Below are 17420 nucleotides of genomic sequence, written 5' to 3'. Positions count from 1 at the left end.
ATTCAAATTAAAATTTACTATATATTTTTTATTCAAAATCTGGTTCAATACCTAAATTATTCAAAATTTGTAAAACAGTTTCTTTCATTTCTTTTGAATAAGCATCAAACATAATTTGTTCATCAATTTCTAATCTTATTTTTGGCAAATGACGATAACCATTTTTTCCTAAAATAACAGGTAGACCAAAATAAATTCCACTATTTGTGTACTCTTTTGGTAACTTAACACCTAATGAATATACTGATTGACGGTCAGTTAAAATTGATTGAGTTATTTCTGCTAAGTTTTCACCGATACCAAAGTTAGTTATTCCTTTTCCAGTAATAATTTCAAAAGCCTCGTCCTTAACTTTTTGGTTCAAACTATCTAATCATTCTCTTGTAATAGTTCCATTTGCTAATCAGTCTTTTAAAGACCCTAGTCCAATTCTCATTTTTGAAAAAGGAATTAAACATCTTGCTCCATGTTCGCCAATAACAAAGCCGGTAATTGAACCCGCTTTAACATTTATTTTTTCTGATAAGAATTTTTTCATTCTTGCTGTTTCAAGGATTGTACCAGATGAAATAACCTTACATGCTTCAAATTTAGTAACTTGTTGGTAAACAGAAGCCATAATATCGACTGGATTAGAAGCAATAATAGTTATTCCCTTAAAACCTGAGTCTTTAATTTTTGTAGCAATATCAGCAATTAATTTAGCATTATCTGTTAATAATTCTAATCTATCTTTAAGAACACCATCTTTTGGTTTTACAGAAGCTGTAATTACAACAATTTCGGCATCTTTTAAATCTTCATAGTTACCCGCTTTGAATGTTGAACCATTATTTGCCATTGAACAAGCAGCATCGTTTAAATCTTTTGCTTGTGCCTTAGCATATTCAACAAAAGCATCAACCAAAACATAGTCAGCTTCAATTCATTTATTTAAAGAAGCATATAGGAATGAAGATCCTACTGCTCCTACACCAATAATTCCTATTTTAGTCATTTTTATTTCCTCCAATTAAATCTGTAATTTTTTTATTCATCTCAATATTATAAGTCTTTAATCCAAAATCTTCAAAAGGATTTAACTTCATTAAATAAGAACTCATAATTGCCGCCCGGTGGATAAATGCTATTAATCAACCAAGAGTTTTATCTTCCAAGTCCTCGATAACAATTTCAAGAAATGGAATCTGGTTAATTAAATGATAATCTTTTACAACTTGATTTAATAATTTATTTATTTTATTATATGTCTGTTTCATTAAGAAACTTAAATCATCACCTTCAATGTCACTTGTTATAGCAATATTAAAATCATATAAAGGGTTTTTAATAATTAAATGTGTATCAAACATCTTTCTTTGTTTGTTAAAAAAAAGATTAGCATTTGCTTTTGTCTCGGAAGGTTGAATATATGAATTAACACAAATTCCCCGATAACTTCGGTATGAAGTAGAATTTAAATACATTGAAAAAAGATCAGCAAAGGCTTTATAAGTTTTTGATCCAACAACAATATTTTCCAATGAAAAAATATCTTTTTCATCACGGTTTTTTGTTTGTTTATTAAATATATATCTAACAAGAGCATATTTATAAGCTGGATTATTTTCTAGAGAAGTATTACTATAGAATTCATTAGCTTCTTTTGCGCCTTCTATATACTCGTCAATATCAATATTAGCGCAAGCCATTGGTAATAAAACTGCAGCTGAATAATTTAAAAATCTTTCAGTAGTATTATCTAATAAAACTAGATGATGATATTTTCTCATTTGCACTAAGTTAAATAATTTTCCATAATTATTATTAGTTGTTACAAAAATATATTTTATGGCATTATTTCTTCCAACTTGATTATTAAGTAAAGAAATTAATTCTCTAAAAATAATTAGACTTTCAAAATCTTCACCATTTTGAGAAATAATATTAATAGCAAATGAGCGATTTTCTAAATATTGAATTAATTTAGCCACGTCAATTCCATCATAGCTTTCATCAACAAAAATAATTTCAATTTTTTTGTTTTTCTTTGCACTTGAATTTGCTAAATTAATGATTCCTTCAGATTGCATACAAATATGTTTAGGAGCGATAACAACTAAAGCATCAATTTTTTCATTTCAAAAAAACTTAACAATGTTCTTAATTTTTAGATAGTCGTTTTTTTGAATACATTTATCAGCTTCAAAAAAACCTAAGTTTTTCTGACCGACAACTTCTTTAAGTGCTATTTTTTGATTCAAATTATTAATAATTTCTTTATACTTGCCTTCAAACACCTCGGGTAGAATTACTTTATCGAAAATAAAATTAATTTTACTTTTAATCGCCATAATTAATTCCTTTATTTGTAAAATCTAATAATGAATCAAATTTTGCTTCCTTCTTATCTAATTTAAATTTAAAGGGATTGCGTAATTCTTTTGGGTGAATTTGTTTAAAAGACAATAACAATTCTGAATTTGGTAAAATTTCAATAATCTTAAGTTCCTTTATTTCATTCAACTTAAACATTAAATTTAAATCATTAACAAAATAATCACTAACTTCCGAAATATTTAAATAGCCAATTTCTGCTTCTTTAGTAATAAAAGTAACAACTTTTTTTGAAACTTTTATTACTTTAGCCTTTATTATTTGATTAATTGAATAATTCATTACACCTCCTTATTAATATATTAAATTATATATTTTAAAATTTAAAATTTACTATATCTTTATAAAAGAAGATAAGATTAAAAAACTTTTAAGATTTAATATAAAATTTTTTACAGAACAGGGGTGCTTTAGGCTGAGAAATACCCTCATTAGCTGATCCAGGTTATGCTGGCGTAGTGAGTTTCCTTTTTTAGCATCTCTTTGTATCTAAAAAATATGAAGGGATTTTTTATAAACATATGAAACACAAAAAAATTAGTTTACTTTTAACATCAGGTGCCTTATTATTATCTGCACCTTTAATTGCTGCATCATGCAATCAAAATGATGATAGTAATAAAAAAACAGTATTGAAATTTGCGGTTAATGCTCCATGGTTCGGAAACAATAATCATAATTTTTTTAAAGAAATTATTAAAGAATTCGAAAAACAAACAGAAAGAAAAACAGAAAGTGAAGTTAAGTATATTTCTGAAAATAATGATTTAGTTTCTTTAATTAAAAAGGGAACAAGTAATATTGCTGTTTTAACTACACCACTTTTTGTTTTGCAAAGTAAAAATATTAAGAATAACAATATGGTTCCAATTATTCAAACAATGACTAGAGCATTTAAATTTGAGAAAAATTATGATGATAAATATAGTGATGGCTCTGAAAATGACAAGCTAAGAAAGATTGCAAAAAAATTACAAGATTTATTTGATGCAAAACCATATGCAGAGTGAACAAATGAAGAATATCAATGAGATGGAAATATATATAAATATTTCTATGGCGCCGAAGATGAATTAGTTGAACATTATCGTGGTTTAGTAATGATTCAAGGAACTAAGGAAGAAAGAGAAGCAATTAAAAATGCTTGAAATTCAAAAGACTGAAATGCTTTTAGAAACTTTGGAATAATAACAGGGAAACAAACCAGTGGTTCAAAGTACATTTTACAAGAAGCATTATTTAAAAAACATTTTAATTTAGAAGGGAATAAGTTTATTTCCTTTGCTGAAGATAAATTACATAATTCAGATAAATATACTGAAGACAAAGCAAAAAATATTGCTAAAGGAGCTCTTAAAAAATATCATATTGTTTTTGATGAACTTGCTTCTTTCGCATATACTAACAACAAAAAAGGCGCTTACTATACACCTGAAGATGCAAATGTTAAAATAGAATTTTTAACAGCAACAGATCCATTAAAATACAACGTAATTGTTGTTGATAAGAACGTTTTTTCAAGAATAGAAATAAACACCTTAAAAAATATTATAATTAACATATGAAGGGATGGAAAGGATGATTATGGACCTACTGTTGGATTCAATGGTTATAAAATAATTGAAGACCCGGAAGCAGAGGTTATTTCGCCTTATAATAGTATTTTTAACTAAAATGACATTAAAAAATGGTTTCTTTAGAGAACATCTACAATTAAACAAAACTATTTTGAAAAACGGACCTTTTCGTCTTTTTTGAAAAATAGGTTTTTTTGTTTTATTTACTTTTTTAATCAGTATTTCAATTTACGTTATAAATTTTAGTTTTTCAAATAATGGTTTAAATCTTTTTTTTGAAAGTTTAAAAGATTTTTTTAGCCCTAGTTCATTTAGCTCCACTTATAATCACAATCTTTTTTATATTTCATTTACGTTTTTATGAAATAGTATTAAATTAGTCTTTTTAAGTACGTTTTTTGGTTTTATATTTGCTTTTTTAACGGCCTATTTATCTAATATGAAAACAAATTCAAAATATATAGCAATTCCCGTGAAAGTTTTTGTAATTTTTTTAAGAATATTTCCTGAACTATTTTTTATATATTTATTTAAAATTTCTTTTGATAAAAATTTAGCAATAAGTTTAATTTATTGTTGATTTACTTGACTTTGATTACATGAATATTTTTCTCAAACAATAGAAAATGCTAACTTTAATATTTTTTATCATATTTCAAAAGCGAAAAATTCGAAATTTAAAGCTTTTTGAATTGAAATTTGACCACAAATAAGAAAAAAATTTATAAGTTATTATTTTTATGCGTTTGAAACTAATTTAAGATGATCTGCAATTTTAGCTAATTTAGGTTATTTAGGAATGGGGATACTTATCAATCCACAAGAAAACCCGGTAAACTACTCACAACTTTTAGTCCCTTTATTTGTTTTAGTGAGTTTTTTATTTTTACTTGAAATTATTAGTGAATATTTTAATAAGTTTTTCTTTGTTTCAAAAAGTACTAATGATATTAATTTTAAAAAATATAATAGCAAGAAGATAATTAAAAGAATATTAGCATTATTTTTTATTATTGTCGGAATTGTAATAGCGGCAATAACAATTCAAAATTTAACTAATCAACATTTTCACAAAACCGAAACCATACACTTTTTCAAAAAAATGTTTCAAGGAGATTGGGGACAGATAACCTGAAATTTTAGTAATGATGGGATTTTTTGAATATTATTACAATTATCATCATTAGTTTTCTTAACATTTATTTTAGTTTATATTATCTCTTATTTTAGAATGATGTTGATGACTAAAAAATTAGTAGGAAAACCGGTAGAAATGTTTTACAAATATTTTAATATTTTTATAAGATCAATTCCTGCAGTCATTTTATTTTTATTAATTTCAAATTTATTTAATGAATTTTCGGCGGCTTTTGTTTTTGCTTTTGCCATTCATAGTTCTGCCTCATTATCGAGAAATTTATATCAAACAATTAATAACGTTAGCGAAACTAAAATTTCAGAGCTTAAAAAATTAAAATATAGTAATTTTTGGATATATCGAAATTATATTAGACCTAAAATTAAGTTGGATTTTATTACATTTTCTAGTTTTGAATTAGAAAAAATAACACGTAATTTTATTACTTATGGGTCGCTTTCTTCTTCCTTATTAGGTCAAAAAGCTAACTTATCTCGAGCTAAAGATATTGGTGATATATCTCCTTATTTATGAATTGGTTTTATAATAATTGCTTTTATTAACTTATTTACTTATTTACTTAGAGTTAAATTAACAAAACAAAAATGAATATAAAAAACAGGATTCGCTCCTGTTTTTTAAGTCAGTCACCTGAAATGGTACGCCCTAGAGGATTCGAACCTCTGACCCAATGGTTAAAAGCCATTTGCTCTACCTTCTGAGCTAAGGGCGCTTCTGGTGCCCAGAACTGGACTTGAACCAGCACGGCCATTACAGCCAACGGATTTTAAGTCCGTAGCGTCTACCATTCCGCCACCTGGGCATTAATAAATTTAATGCTTTATTATTATAATACTTTTTTATAAATTTGTAAAAAATTTTTTTTATTTTTAAATTACTAAAAAAATACTAAAAACCAGCGTCTTTTTTGCTGGTTTTTAGTATTTATAAATTATAAGTTGTAATGTTTTTCAACGATTTCTTTTAATGTGTCAAGTGGTAAAGCACCTGTTTCTAGTAATAAGTTTAAGAATTCTTTAATGTTTTCTTTATTTGAAACGAAGTCTTTTCTTGATAAACCTTTTGATCTACGTACTCTATCATATAGTTTTAACATTGCTTCTTTACCTGAGTTATATGATGTTGCTTGACCAGGTAGGTTTAAGTAACGTTTTGATTCTGAAGTAATGTCACCAATACCTAAGGCTGAATTAGCTTTTAAGAATTCTCTTACATCTTTAATTGATGCACCAGCAGGTAAGTCTTCTCTTCCAGCTGATAAATCGCCATGGTAAGCTGTATCAACTGCACGTCTCATGTTACGTAATTGAGCTTCATTTAAAGCGCCAAAGTATTGTAACATGTTAGCTAGTTCAACTGCTTTTAGAGCATGTTCTTTATCATCAGAAATAGCATTAACAGAAGAAACTAAATTTCAGTAAACTCCACCATGTAAGTCCTTAATTTTAGTAATTTGGTCTTGTGTAACTTTTTCTTTTGATGTAGTTGTTAAAAAGTTTGTAATACCTTTTGCTAATCTAAAGTCTTTTGGTAATGCATAGTAATCTTCGTTTTCAAAGTCTGGTGTTCCATATAATCCAGCTTCAATTCCGAATCATTCCATAAATAGAGCTCATCCTTCTACATATGAAGTGTAACTAAAAATGTCACCAATTGTTAAGCCATCAATTTTCTTTAGGAATTCTTTTGCGTAGTAAATTTGGTTGTGGTGCCCCATAACACTTTCGTGGTTAGCAAATGATGTTACTGATCATTTTGGTAAGCTGTAGTATGGGTCAGCATTAAACATAAATGCTCCAAATCCATCTTGTTCTACTTTTGCATTGTCATTATACGCTCCAACACCTTCGTCTGCACGTCTTGAGTATTGGTATGTTGTGATACCATATCTTGGAACTTGGTTAGGGAAGTATGAGAATCCTTCTTGCATTGTAGCATCTCTAAATTGGTTGTACCCTTTAAATGCTTCTAATGCTCCGTAGTAGAACTGATCATTTGTAATTGAACCGTATTTAGTTTGTGAATTTTTTAATGGTGTATATCCTAATTTGTCTAGGTTTTTGATTGCATCTGCTAGGGCAGGATCTTTTTCTAATTCTTCTTTCTTTTGTTGAGTATAGTATGTTGAGTCTTCACGACCAAAGAAGAATTGTTCTTGGTTCATTCATTTATTAAATTCAGGTAAATTAATATTTCCTTCAGCATCTCTAATATTTAAAACAGTGTCAACAGCTTCTTGTTTTCCTAAACCATCAGCGTCATATTTAACGGTTGGATTTCAAACACCTTTATCTGTTCCAGTAATTAATTTTGCAACAGCTTTTGCTGTTAAAATCATGTTTTCTGAAGCTTTTTTAGATGTTTGGTATCCTGATTCAAATACTTCTTGAGCTGAGTCATTTGATGTTGTAGAGAATTTTAGAATTGAGTCGTAAATTTTCTTACCAGTTGTTGTATTTTCTGAACCTTTAATAGAGTTTAACCCAACATTTTTAGCTGTTAAGTCTTTTTCTGTTAAACCTAAACCATAAACTTTGTATGTTTTGTTATCTGTTTCATCAAATACTTCAATTGTATTTTCAACTTCATTGTAAGTATTTTCTTTTAAAACTTTTAGATCTGCTAAATCTTCGCCTTTTCCATGATCTGAACCTTTGTAGTATTCATTTACATAGAATAAGTGGAAGTCTTTTGTTTCTTTATCTAATGTAGTATTTGAATTAATAATATCAGATACTAATTTTTCAGTTTCAGTTCCTTTAGCAAATGCTAATAATTGTTCACTGTAATATGCTGATAAAAATGCTTTAACGTTGTTTTTAATAACAACTTTTGATAAAACAACATTAGATTCTAAACCTTCTTTTAAGTTCTTTAGAACTTTAGTTGCTTTAGGTCCTTTAATTGAACTAATTGTGTCATAGAAAGCATTAATAGGATATGCATATGATAGTCCTCATTCTAAGTATGAACCAACTAAACGGCTTTCTGAAGCATAAATTGATTTAGCAATTTCTCAGTCATATTTTAGACCGCTTACTCAAGCTGTTGATGTAACATTTAAGTTGTTTTTATTGATTTTGTCAAATTTATCAATTCAGCTTTGGTAAAATTCACTAATTTTTTCAACATCTTCTTTATTTGGATAGTTAACATCAACTGTTTCTCCAAGTTTTTCTAAAGATGCTTTAAAATCTGCATAAGCTAGAACTACGTATTGTGCAGTATATTTTTCGTTTTCTTTGTTAATTGTTGCATCACCTAGTTGAGCTAACACTTCTGTTGCCTTATAGGTTGCTTCGGTTTTAACTTTTTCTAATTCTGCTTTAGTCTTTTCTAGTTCTTCTTTTTTAGTGTCAAGTTCAGCCTTTTTTGCTTGTGCTTCTGGTGTTGTTTTGTCTTCTAAAGCGTTATAATCTGCTTCTAAAGCTTTAATTGCTTCTCCAAGGTCAGCAACTTTTGTATCTAATCCACTGTCAGCAATAGCATTTTCTACACGTCTGTCAAAAAATGCTTTTGGATTGTTTTTAATTTCTTTATTTACTAGTGTGTGTTGCACAGCATATGGAATTAATGGTAATAATATTGGAGCAGCAACTGCACCGCCAATAATTCCACTAAGAATTAAAGATTTTTTTGCTTTTGGACTCATAATAAATTTATTTACTCCTCTAAATTTCTTGGTTTGATTTATAGTTTGATTTATATTAAAATTAAATAATAAAATAAATATAGAGAAAATGTAACGATTGTATAATGAATCCAAGAGTTTTTCCAAATTACTTGGTCCAACTTTTGGATTCATTATATTGTTTATTTCAATGAATATATTGAAATTTGTTTGAAAGTGAGGTTGATTTAAAAATAAAAAATATAAAGTTTATACCTGTTATTTACTAACATATTTGATAAAAAAGATATAAAAATTTAATATATAACAGGTACCTTAAATTATATAACTTTATTAATCCAAACCTTAAAAAATGGCACTTAAGCCTTCTTTTTACCGTTTTTTGTATTTAATTAATATTTGATAATATGATTTTAAATATTTTTTGTATTAGAATTTTTATAGTTTAGTGTTAAATATAAACCTAAAAATTAAAATAAAATTTCTATTTTAAATAAGTCAAATTTACAATAAATTAAAGGGGTAATAAATGAATAATAAAAAGAAAATAATTTTAACAATAATTGATGGGCTTGGTTTAAGAAAAGAAACACAAGGTAATGCCTTTGCACAAGCTTTTCATCCAATTTTTGATTATTTATTTGCAATGTGTCCTAATTCGGTTTTACAAGCCTCAGGAGAATTTGTTGGACTTCCTAAAAATCAAATCGGGAACTCAGAAGTTGGTCATTTAAATATTGGAGCTGGAAGAATTGTTTACACGGGACTTTCTTTAATTAACAATGAGATTAAAACGGGTAATTTTAAGAAAAATGAAGTGTTAAACGAATTAATTGATGATTCAATTAAAAATAATACAACACTACATTTAATGGGTCTTTTAAGTAATGGTGGTGTTCATTCATTAGATAATCATTTATTTGAAATAATGAAATTAGCAAATGAAAAAGGGCTTAAGAAAGTTTCTATTCATATCTTTGGTGATGGTAGGGATGTTAAACCTCAATCAATTAAGGATTCTATAATAACATTAAATCAGTTGTCTAAAGATTTTAATTATCCAGTTTCAAGTATTTCAGGTCGTTTTTATGCAATGGATCGTGATCAAATTTTTGAAAGAAATGAGCTTGCTTTTGAAGCTATCTTAGGTAAAAGTCAAAATGTTTTCAAAGATGTTAATACTTATATAGAAGAACAGTACAAAAAAGAAATATATGATGAATTTTTTGTTCCTGCTCAAGGTGAAAAGGGCTTATTTTTAAAAGACAATGACAACGTTATATTTTTTAACTTTAGACCAGATCGAGCAAGACAACTAAGCCACTTAATTTTAAATAGCAATTTATATAAATACAAAGGCAAAAATAATATAAAGGTTAATTTATTTGCTTCATTAATGAAATATGAGGGAATAGATTCAAAAATTGCTTTTAAAGAAATGGAAGTAAATAACCCGCTAGGTGAAGTTATTGCTAATAATAATTTAAAACAATTAAGATTAGCTGAAACACAAAAATATGCACATGTAACTTTCTTTATGGACGGCGGAAAAGAAATAATTTATAAAAATGAAGATCGAATTTTGGTTGATAGCATCAAAGCTGAATCTTTTGCAGATTATCCACATATGTCTGCAAAAGAAATTACTGATGAGTTATTAAATAAAATTGAGGATTATGACTTTGTAATTATGAATTATGCTAATCCGGATATGGTTGGACATACCGGAAATTTAAAAGCCACAATTAAGGCAATTGAATTTTTAGATGAGCAATTTGAACGCATACTAAAATATGTTTCCGAAAATAAAGATAAAGTTACCTGATTTATAACTGCAGATCATGGTAATGCCGAAGTAACGGAAGACGAAAATAATAAACCAGCAACAAAACATACTAATAATCCGGTGATGTTTATAACTACCGATAAAACAATTGAACTTAACAATGGTTCTTTATGTGATGTTGCTCCTTCAATTTTAGATTATTTAGGAATTCAAAAACCTAACGAAATGACAGGAATTAGTTTAATTAAAAAATTTAAATAAAAAAAGTTAACAAAAATACGACAAAGTTTTTAGGCTTTGTCGTATTTTTAGGCTTTTAATTAATCTAATTAAAATCTTAATGATAAACAGCTTAGTCCACCGTCTAATTTTTTATATTCAGATGTATCACAGGTTATCACTCTGTAGATCCCTAAGTCTTGAACTGCTTTTAAAACATTTGGATATCCTTCAGGAACAATAACTGTTTCGTTTACTCAAATACAGTTTGCTGCATATCCTTCACTTTTATCTACAACGATTTGGTTGAAGCCTTTAAATGTTGGATAGTGTAAGAATTCACCTGAAATTAATAGGTTGTTGTGTTCTAAGTAGTTAACACCTGTTTTTAAGTGAAGCATTTCAGTCATTGGAACTGGGATACATTTTTTACCTGCACTTGCTAAAATGTTGTGGAATTGACGAATTCCTTCTCTATTGGTTCTTTCAGACATACCTACATAGTATGTATCGCCAACCATCATAACATCGCCACCGTCTAATGTTCCTGGTGCTTCAATTTTGAATAGATGGTCTTTATCAAAGAATTTTTCTAGATATGGTAACATTTCGTGCTTTTCACCATTACGTGAAGCTGCGCCGGGGTTAGATAAAATTGCAATTTCACCGGTTACAATTACAGCTGTATCCTCAACAAAGCATGAGTCTGGGAATTGTTCATTTTTTGGACAAACTGTAACATTAACACCACAGCTTTTTAAAGCTTCGATATATTTATTATGTTGAAGCAATGCTAAATCGTAAATTGGTTCCCCTAGTTCTGGGGCTGATGTAATTCCATCCACCATTGATGATGCCGGAACTTTAACAATAACGTTTTTAAATTTGTTTTTCATTTGTGTCATAATTTATAAATGCTCCTTAAACAATTTTGTGAGTAAAACTTTTAAAAAAGGTTTCCCCACATAATTATTTTATTATTTTTAATTAAACCTATAAAATAAAAGGCGAAAAATAAAAAACGCGTTTGCGTTTTTTTCGGTCATTTTTATTGATTTGGCGCGCCCGGCAGGAGTCGAACCCGCAACCTCTTGGGCCGTAACCAAACACTCTGTCCAATTGAGCTACGGGCGCATTTATTGGAGCCACCAACCGGATTCGAACCGGTAATCAAGGTGTTGCAGACCTATGCCTTGGCCGTTTGGCTATGGTGGCAACACTTATTTTTTTATTGCTTAAATATTATAAGCCTTTTTCTAAAAAATTTTAATTTTATTTTTTAGAAAAAAGTAAATAAAAACACACTTGTGGGTTGTGTGTTAATATATTTTTTGAGAAATATATTAAATATTATAATATATATAAAAATTTATTTTTTATTTTATGAATTTTTAATGATTTTTGAAAACTCTAAAAACAATTGTTTATATTCCGCTATACTGATGTTTTCTGGTCTTACTAATAAATTGATATTTAAATCATTAAAAATTTTAATAATTGTATCTTTATCATAATCAGATAATAAGTTATTAATTAGTTTTTTTCTTTTAAATTGAAAGCACTTTTTAATGAATAAAAGAAAATTGTCTAAGTTAAAATCAAGGTTTTCAAAAAACTCTATTTTAACAACCATTGAATCAACTTTAGGAGCAGGGCTAAAATCGCTTGCTTTTGCGACTAAAACTTTAGAAACTTTTGCAACACTTTGAATTGAAACTGATAATTTGCTATAACTTTTAGTTCCAATTATGGCTATTAATCTTTCACCAACTTCTTTTTGAACCATTATAGTAGCCCTTTTGATAAAGTGATGATTTTCTATTAATTTAAAAATGATTGGTGAAGTAATATTATATGGAATATTCCCAACGACCACTCTTTTAGAATCAAAAGCTAAATTAGATTCTAAAAAATCTTGATTAATAAAATTAATGTTTTTTGGTAATTTTTTTTCTATTCAAAGACTAAAAATTTCCTTATCTAATTCATAAGCATCTAATGTTTTAACCTCATTTATTATCAAATTAGTTATTGCTCCTAGTCCTGGACCTATTTCAATAACGTCCTCATCTTTTACTTCAGCAGCTTCAACTATACGCTTTTGAATCTTTTTATTAATTAAAAAGTTTTGCCCAAAACTCTTTTTTGCAATTACTTCCATATTAAATACCAAATACCTTTTTAATGTTTTTTCTTATTTGAGTTACAAATTCTACCTCGCTAAGATTTTTTAGATTAGCAATATATTGATATGTGTATTTTACATATGGACTAATATTTGGTTTGCCTCGCATAGGAGTTGGTGCTAAATAAGGAGTATCTGTTTCACAAAACATTCTTTCGATTGGAATATTTAAAACGGCTTCTTGTAAAGGTTTGGCGTTTTTAAAAGTTACAACTCCAGAAATTGAAAAGTAAATATTTTCAAAAGGTAAAACTCTTTTAACAAAATTTAAATCACCACTAAATGAATGCATAACAATCTTTAAGTCTTTGTATTCTGGTCTTGTAATTATTTCAAAAGCATCATCTAATGCATCACGAATATGTAACATTGCGACGATATTATGTTTTTTAGCCACTTCAAGCTGAGATATAAAACTTTCGTATTGAATTTCTTTAGACGGAGAATCATCATAATGATAATCAAGTCCAATTTCACCAATTCCAATAACTTCTTCATTGATAATTGATTCTAAAAAATCACCATCTTTCTTACCGGTTGCTAAAGTTGGATGAATTCCAATAATGGGATGCAAAAAATCCTTATCTTTATTACATAATTCCAAAAGTTCAACTGAATCCTCTTTTGATGTTCCAACAATAAATAATTTTTCCATATCTTGAGTTTTTCAATGGGAAACTATTTGATAAGGATCATCATAATATTCTTTAAAAGGATGTGTGTGGATATCGATATATTTTAATTCCATATTATAAACCTCTGATAAGTAATTCTAAAATTTCTGTAACTTTTGATTTTCAAACTTCTTTCTTAGTTAAGTAAAAATTTTCTTTTTGGTTTAATAAATCAGACACAATTTTTAAGCTAGAAATTTCTATTCCTAAATTATTTGCACAATGAATTAAAGAAGTGCTTTCCATATCCAGTAATGAAATATTATTAAAATTTGTTTCAATGTTATTAATATCTTTTTGATTAAAAAAACGATCAGCACTTAAAATATTTTTACTTTTTATATTTAAACCTAAAGAATTATTAATTTGGTTATTTAAAGTTAATGAAGTTTGAAACTCATATTGGTTATTTGGCAATTGTCCAATTTTATAATTAGGAATTGCTGTTAAGTTTACATCAAAATAATAAGCTTTATCAATTAAATAAGTTTCACCAATTTTATCTAATTTTAAAGAACCAGCAGGCCCTAAATTAATAATCTTTGAAACAATAAAATTATTGTCTTTTAGAATTGCAAACGAATTAGTTAATGAAAAAGCAGCATTAACTTTGCCAACACCTGATATTAAAATAGCAAACCTTTTATTTATTTTTTTGTTTAAATATAAAGATAAAACTATTGAGTTTTTCTCAAACAGTTTTTTTTCTAATAAATTATTATCTACATCTAAATCAAATTCTTCAGATTCAGCTAAAACAAATAATGTTAATTCTTCCATTAAAAAATCCTTATTCTATTTTATTAATAATAAAAAATTCTTGGCAATCCAAGAACTTATTATATATATGAATTAAGCTACTAAACCGTATTTTTTTAAAGTTCTAGCATTTTTGGCTGTAACTCTAACAGTTTTTTTAGCGCCGTTTTCGGTTTTAACAGTTACTTTTTGCAAGTTAAGGTCAAATGTTCTTTTAGATGTGTTTAAAGCGTGTGATCTTTTGTTTCCACTTAATGCTTTTTGACCTGTTAATTGATCTCTTCCTGGCATGTTGTCTCCTTAATTATGTAAATAGTATGTTAATATTTTATATTAATTTAATTTTTTTTTATTTTTTTATTGTTTTTGTTCAGGTGCTTGTTTGATTAAATAAATTTGGTCATCTACTCAAACAGTGTCGCCAACATGGATTGTAGCATTTCTACCATTAGCAATTCTATCATTAATTTTAACTGTGTGGATGGTTAAAAAATACTTTGCCATTCCTCCAGTTCTACATAAATTAAGTTTTTTTAAAAATTGACTTAATTTAATTTCTTTTCCATATATTTCAACTTTCATTAGAATCCTCTTTGTGGTGTAATTAAATGAAATAATTTAGGATTAGAATCAGAAGTAATTACAATTCTCATTTTGTCAGATGTGAAAGATAATTTTATATCTTCATCAAAGCTTTGAATTGCATCTTTTAAAAATCTTGAGTTTAAAGCAAGTTTTAATTCACTATCAGTGTAATTAAATTTTTGTGTCTTTATTTCAGCATTTGCAATTTCTTCTCTTGTTGATGAAATTGTTAAAACATCTTGAGCAATGTGCAATCTAATTTTATTGTAGTTTTCAGAAATAATAACTGATGCTTTATTTAGCAAATTATTTAATTCTTTTTTAGTAATAATTAACTCATTAGCAAAACTCTTAGGAATAATTTTTGATACGTCTAAATATACTTGGTCAACAACTTTTGATTCAATGGTTGTCCCATCTAGAACAAATAATATTTTTTGATCCGAAACGTTTAGAATAACATCGCCGTTAAAATCAAAGTTTAGAACATCCTTTAAGTTTTTAGCTAATATTGAAATATTAAAGTTAACATTTGAATCAATTTCTATAATTTCTTCTGCATATCTATATTTATCGGTTGCAACTAGTTTTAATTGATTATTTTGAGCTGATATATTGATACAACATAAAATAATGTTTGTTTCTAAAACTGAGGCAGCCACAGCAACATTTCTAACCATGTTTTTTAATTTTTGTCAGTTAATTTTAACTTGTTCACCATAAATTGAAAAATCTGGCATTGGGTATTCAAAAACATTATATAAATTTAAACTAAAGTGATCATTTTCGGTTATTAATTCTAAAGTGCTTTCTTTTGATTTTAAGATAATATCGTTATCCAATTTTTTAACTATGTTTCTAAATAAAGATAAATCAACTAATATTCTTCCTGGCAATATAATTTCTGCATCTAATGATGTTTCAATATCGTGTTTGATATTAATTGAACCATTTGAACCAATTAAGGTAATTTTATTTCCTTCAGCTATCAACAAAATTCCTTTTAATTCCGGAATAAAGGGATTAGGTTCAATCGCTTTAGCAACTCTCTCAATTGCATTATCTAATAATAATTTATTAATTTTTAATTCCATATTTTTTTCCTTTTTATATTACTTTCTTTAATGTATTTTGAATTTTTTCGATAGCTATTTTTAAAGCAGAATTACTTTGTAAATTAGCGTCAACTCAATTTAGTGAGGCGATAACTGTTGAGTGTGCTTGATCGCCAACAAGTTTTCCAATTTCTTTAAGTGTAAAATTAAAATTATTCTTTAATAAGTAAATAACAATTTTTCTTGGTATAACAATTTCTTTTACTCTTGTGTTGGATGAAATTTTCTTCTTATCAATTCCATAATATTTACTTACTGTTTCAATTATTCTTTCCGGGGTGATAGATTCAGTTGCTTTTGTTACATTTTTAAAAATTCCTTGTATTGTTCGAAGATCATAAGTAAAGAAATCATCACCCTCAGCAAATAATTTTATTCTGCTTATTGCTCCTTCCAATGCTCTAATCGAAGAAGAAAAGTTTCTTGCAATATATCGTAATGACTCTTCTTCTCATAAATCAGGATTAATATTATTTTCTTTAAGTTTAAATTTTAATATTGTAATTACATCATCTAATTGAAGGTCGTTAATTTCCATTATTAAACCGCCTTCAAATCTTGTTAAAAATCTCTGTTCAAATCCGCCTAATTCGTTTGGTTTTTTATCAGCACAAAAGATAATCTGTTTTTCATTTGTTTTCATTGTATTAATAATATTGAATAATACATTTAAAGTACTTTCTTTATTTCCATATTGTTGAACATCATCAAACATTAAACAATCATATGACGTAAGTTCATCAACAATCTTATTTATTTCTTCTTGATTTCTTAATTTTAATTGTTCTACTAGCTTTCTTGTCAAACTGTCAGGATTTATATATAAACAAGTTTTATTTCCTTTTGTAAACTCATTACCAATAGCATGTAATAAATGTGTTTTACCTAAGCCACTACCTGAATAAATAAATAAAGGATTATAATTATCGTTATATTGAATACAAATTTGTTTTGCAGCTTTTAATGTAATCTTATTAAAATTACCAATAACATAATTATCAAAAGTTAAATTATTTTTTACATTACTTACCTTTTGATTGTTAATTATCTTCTCTGCTTCTTCAGTATCAACAATTTTTTGGATTTCAGTGATTGAAGAAATTAATACTAAAACAACTTTTTTATCCAAAACATTATTAACTGCACGCTGAATACTTTGATAGAAAATAGTTTTTAAATTCTCAATTAAATATACTGGTGCTAACACATAAGCATGTCCTTCAACAACACAAACTAATTTAAGTTTTGAAAAAAATGTTTCGTATTCCATGTTGTAATTAGCTGTATTCTTTAACTCAGTTTGTAACATTTGATTACTTACATTTAAATCTAATTCTTTTTCTTGATATTTCAT

15 protein-coding genes, 4 tRNA genes and 1 riboswitch are annotated in these 17420 nt (G+C 27.0%); of the genes, 3 read left to right on the top strand and 16 right to left on the bottom strand.

The genetic code is table 4. From position 1 onward, the window contains the following. Positions 1-28: 28 nt before the first annotated feature. The 3 genes from EXC38_RS00095 to EXC38_RS00085 are packed head-to-tail and all read right to left on the bottom strand — an operon-like array spanning position 29 to position 2658. A complete protein-coding gene (locus tag EXC38_RS00095; RefSeq protein WP_129694390.1) occupies positions 29-997 on the bottom strand; it encodes a lactate/malate family dehydrogenase in 969 nt (322 codons plus the stop codon). Further along, the gene (locus tag EXC38_RS00090) at positions 990-2333 is read right to left on the bottom strand and encodes a glucose-6-phosphate isomerase (RefSeq protein ID WP_004416276.1); all 1344 of its coding nucleotides are present in this window, start codon (positions 2331-2333) and stop codon (positions 990-992) included. Before EXC38_RS00090 ends, EXC38_RS00095 begins: the two co-directional genes overlap by 8 nt. Further along, positions 2323-2658 carry a hypothetical protein gene (locus EXC38_RS00085; protein ID WP_004416278.1) on the bottom strand — a complete coding sequence of 112 codons (336 nt, stop codon included), beginning with the start codon at positions 2656-2658 and terminating at the stop codon, positions 2323-2325. Before EXC38_RS00085 ends, EXC38_RS00090 begins: the two co-directional genes overlap by 11 nt. 109 nt (positions 2659-2767) lie before the next feature. After that, positions 2768-2855: riboswitch (TPP riboswitch) on the top strand. A gap of 42 nt (positions 2856-2897) precedes the next feature. On the opposite strand from EXC38_RS00085, the gene cypl reads away from it, so the two are divergent. Next, positions 2898-4049, top strand: a complete 1152-nt coding sequence (gene cypl, locus EXC38_RS00080; protein WP_129694389.1) for an ABC transporter thiamine pyrophosphate-binding lipoprotein p37/Cypl — start codon at positions 2898-2900, stop codon at positions 4047-4049. Positions 4050-4392: 343 nt separating this feature from the next. Further along, positions 4393-5706, top strand: coding sequence for an ABC transporter permease family protein (locus EXC38_RS00075; RefSeq protein WP_223213788.1), 1314 nt, complete (start codon positions 4393-4395; stop codon positions 5704-5706). Positions 5707-5748: 42 nt separating this feature from the next. Here EXC38_RS00075 and EXC38_RS00070 read toward each other — a convergent pair. The 3 genes from EXC38_RS00070 to EXC38_RS00060 form a co-directional block, all read right to left on the bottom strand. Further along, positions 5749-5824, bottom strand: a tRNA-Lys gene (locus EXC38_RS00070). Positions 5825-5827: 3 nt separating this feature from the next. Then, a tRNA-Leu gene (locus tag EXC38_RS00065) sits at positions 5828-5914 on the bottom strand. A 129-nt stretch (positions 5915-6043) separates the two neighbouring features. Next, the gene (locus EXC38_RS00060) at positions 6044-8764 is read right to left on the bottom strand and encodes a DUF885 family protein (RefSeq protein ID WP_129694387.1); all 2721 of its coding nucleotides are present in this window, start codon (positions 8762-8764) and stop codon (positions 6044-6046) included. A 508-nt stretch (positions 8765-9272) separates the two neighbouring features. Here EXC38_RS00060 and gpmI point away from each other — a divergent pair. Next, on the top strand, positions 9273-10790 hold the full coding sequence (gpmI, locus tag EXC38_RS00055) for a 2,3-bisphosphoglycerate-independent phosphoglycerate mutase (RefSeq protein WP_129694386.1): 1518 nt from the start codon (positions 9273-9275) through the stop codon (positions 10788-10790). A 68-nt stretch (positions 10791-10858) separates the two neighbouring features. On the opposite strand, the gene EXC38_RS00050 is transcribed toward gpmI, so the two are convergent. From EXC38_RS00050 to dnaA, 10 genes are all read right to left on the bottom strand, one after another. Further along, complete coding sequence (locus EXC38_RS00050; protein ID WP_129694385.1) at positions 10859-11653, bottom strand: dimethylarginine dimethylaminohydrolase family protein; 795 nt, start codon at positions 11651-11653, stop codon at positions 10859-10861. Positions 11654-11805: 152 nt separating this feature from the next. Further along, a tRNA-Arg gene (locus EXC38_RS00045) sits at positions 11806-11882 on the bottom strand. Positions 11883-11888: 6 nt separating this feature from the next. After that, positions 11889-11963 (bottom strand) — tRNA-Cys (locus EXC38_RS00040). A gap of 166 nt (positions 11964-12129) precedes the next feature. Beyond that, positions 12130-12909, bottom strand: coding sequence for a 16S rRNA (adenine(1518)-N(6)/adenine(1519)-N(6))-dimethyltransferase RsmA (gene rsmA, locus EXC38_RS00035; RefSeq protein WP_129694384.1), 780 nt, complete (start codon positions 12907-12909; stop codon positions 12130-12132). A 1-nt stretch (position 12910) separates the two neighbouring features. Further along, entirely contained in the window at positions 12911-13681 is a 771-nt protein-coding gene (locus EXC38_RS00030) for a TatD family hydrolase (RefSeq protein WP_197723422.1), read from the bottom strand. Between the two features lies 1 nt (position 13682). Continuing rightward, on the bottom strand, positions 13683-14387 hold the full coding sequence (locus tag EXC38_RS00025; protein WP_129694383.1) for a 5'-methylthioadenosine/S-adenosylhomocysteine nucleosidase: 705 nt from the start codon (positions 14385-14387) through the stop codon (positions 13683-13685). Positions 14388-14459: 72 nt separating this feature from the next. After that, positions 14460-14657 carry a 50S ribosomal protein L28 gene (gene rpmB, locus EXC38_RS00020; RefSeq protein ID WP_004416298.1) on the bottom strand — a complete coding sequence of 66 codons (198 nt, stop codon included), beginning with the start codon at positions 14655-14657 and terminating at the stop codon, positions 14460-14462. A gap of 66 nt (positions 14658-14723) precedes the next feature. After that, positions 14724-14948, bottom strand: coding sequence for an RNA-binding S4 domain-containing protein (locus EXC38_RS00015; RefSeq protein WP_129694382.1), 225 nt, complete (start codon positions 14946-14948; stop codon positions 14724-14726). Next, entirely contained in the window at positions 14948-16045 is a 1098-nt protein-coding gene (gene dnaN / locus EXC38_RS00010) for a DNA polymerase III subunit beta (RefSeq protein WP_129694381.1), read from the bottom strand. Before dnaN ends, EXC38_RS00015 begins: the two co-directional genes overlap by 1 nt. Before the next feature lie 13 nt (positions 16046-16058). After that, on the bottom strand, positions 16059-17420 hold a 1362-nt coding region (gene dnaA / locus EXC38_RS00005), incomplete at its 5' end, for a chromosomal replication initiator protein DnaA (protein ID WP_004416305.1).

Origin of the sequence: Mycoplasmopsis arginini (assembly GCF_900660725.1) — a bacterium.
GTDB lineage: Bacteria > Bacillota_I > Bacilli_A > Mycoplasmatales > Metamycoplasmataceae > Metamycoplasma > Metamycoplasma arginini.
The sequence above is the reverse complement of the archived record's forward strand: the minus strand, read 5'-3'. Positions and strand labels throughout refer to the sequence as shown.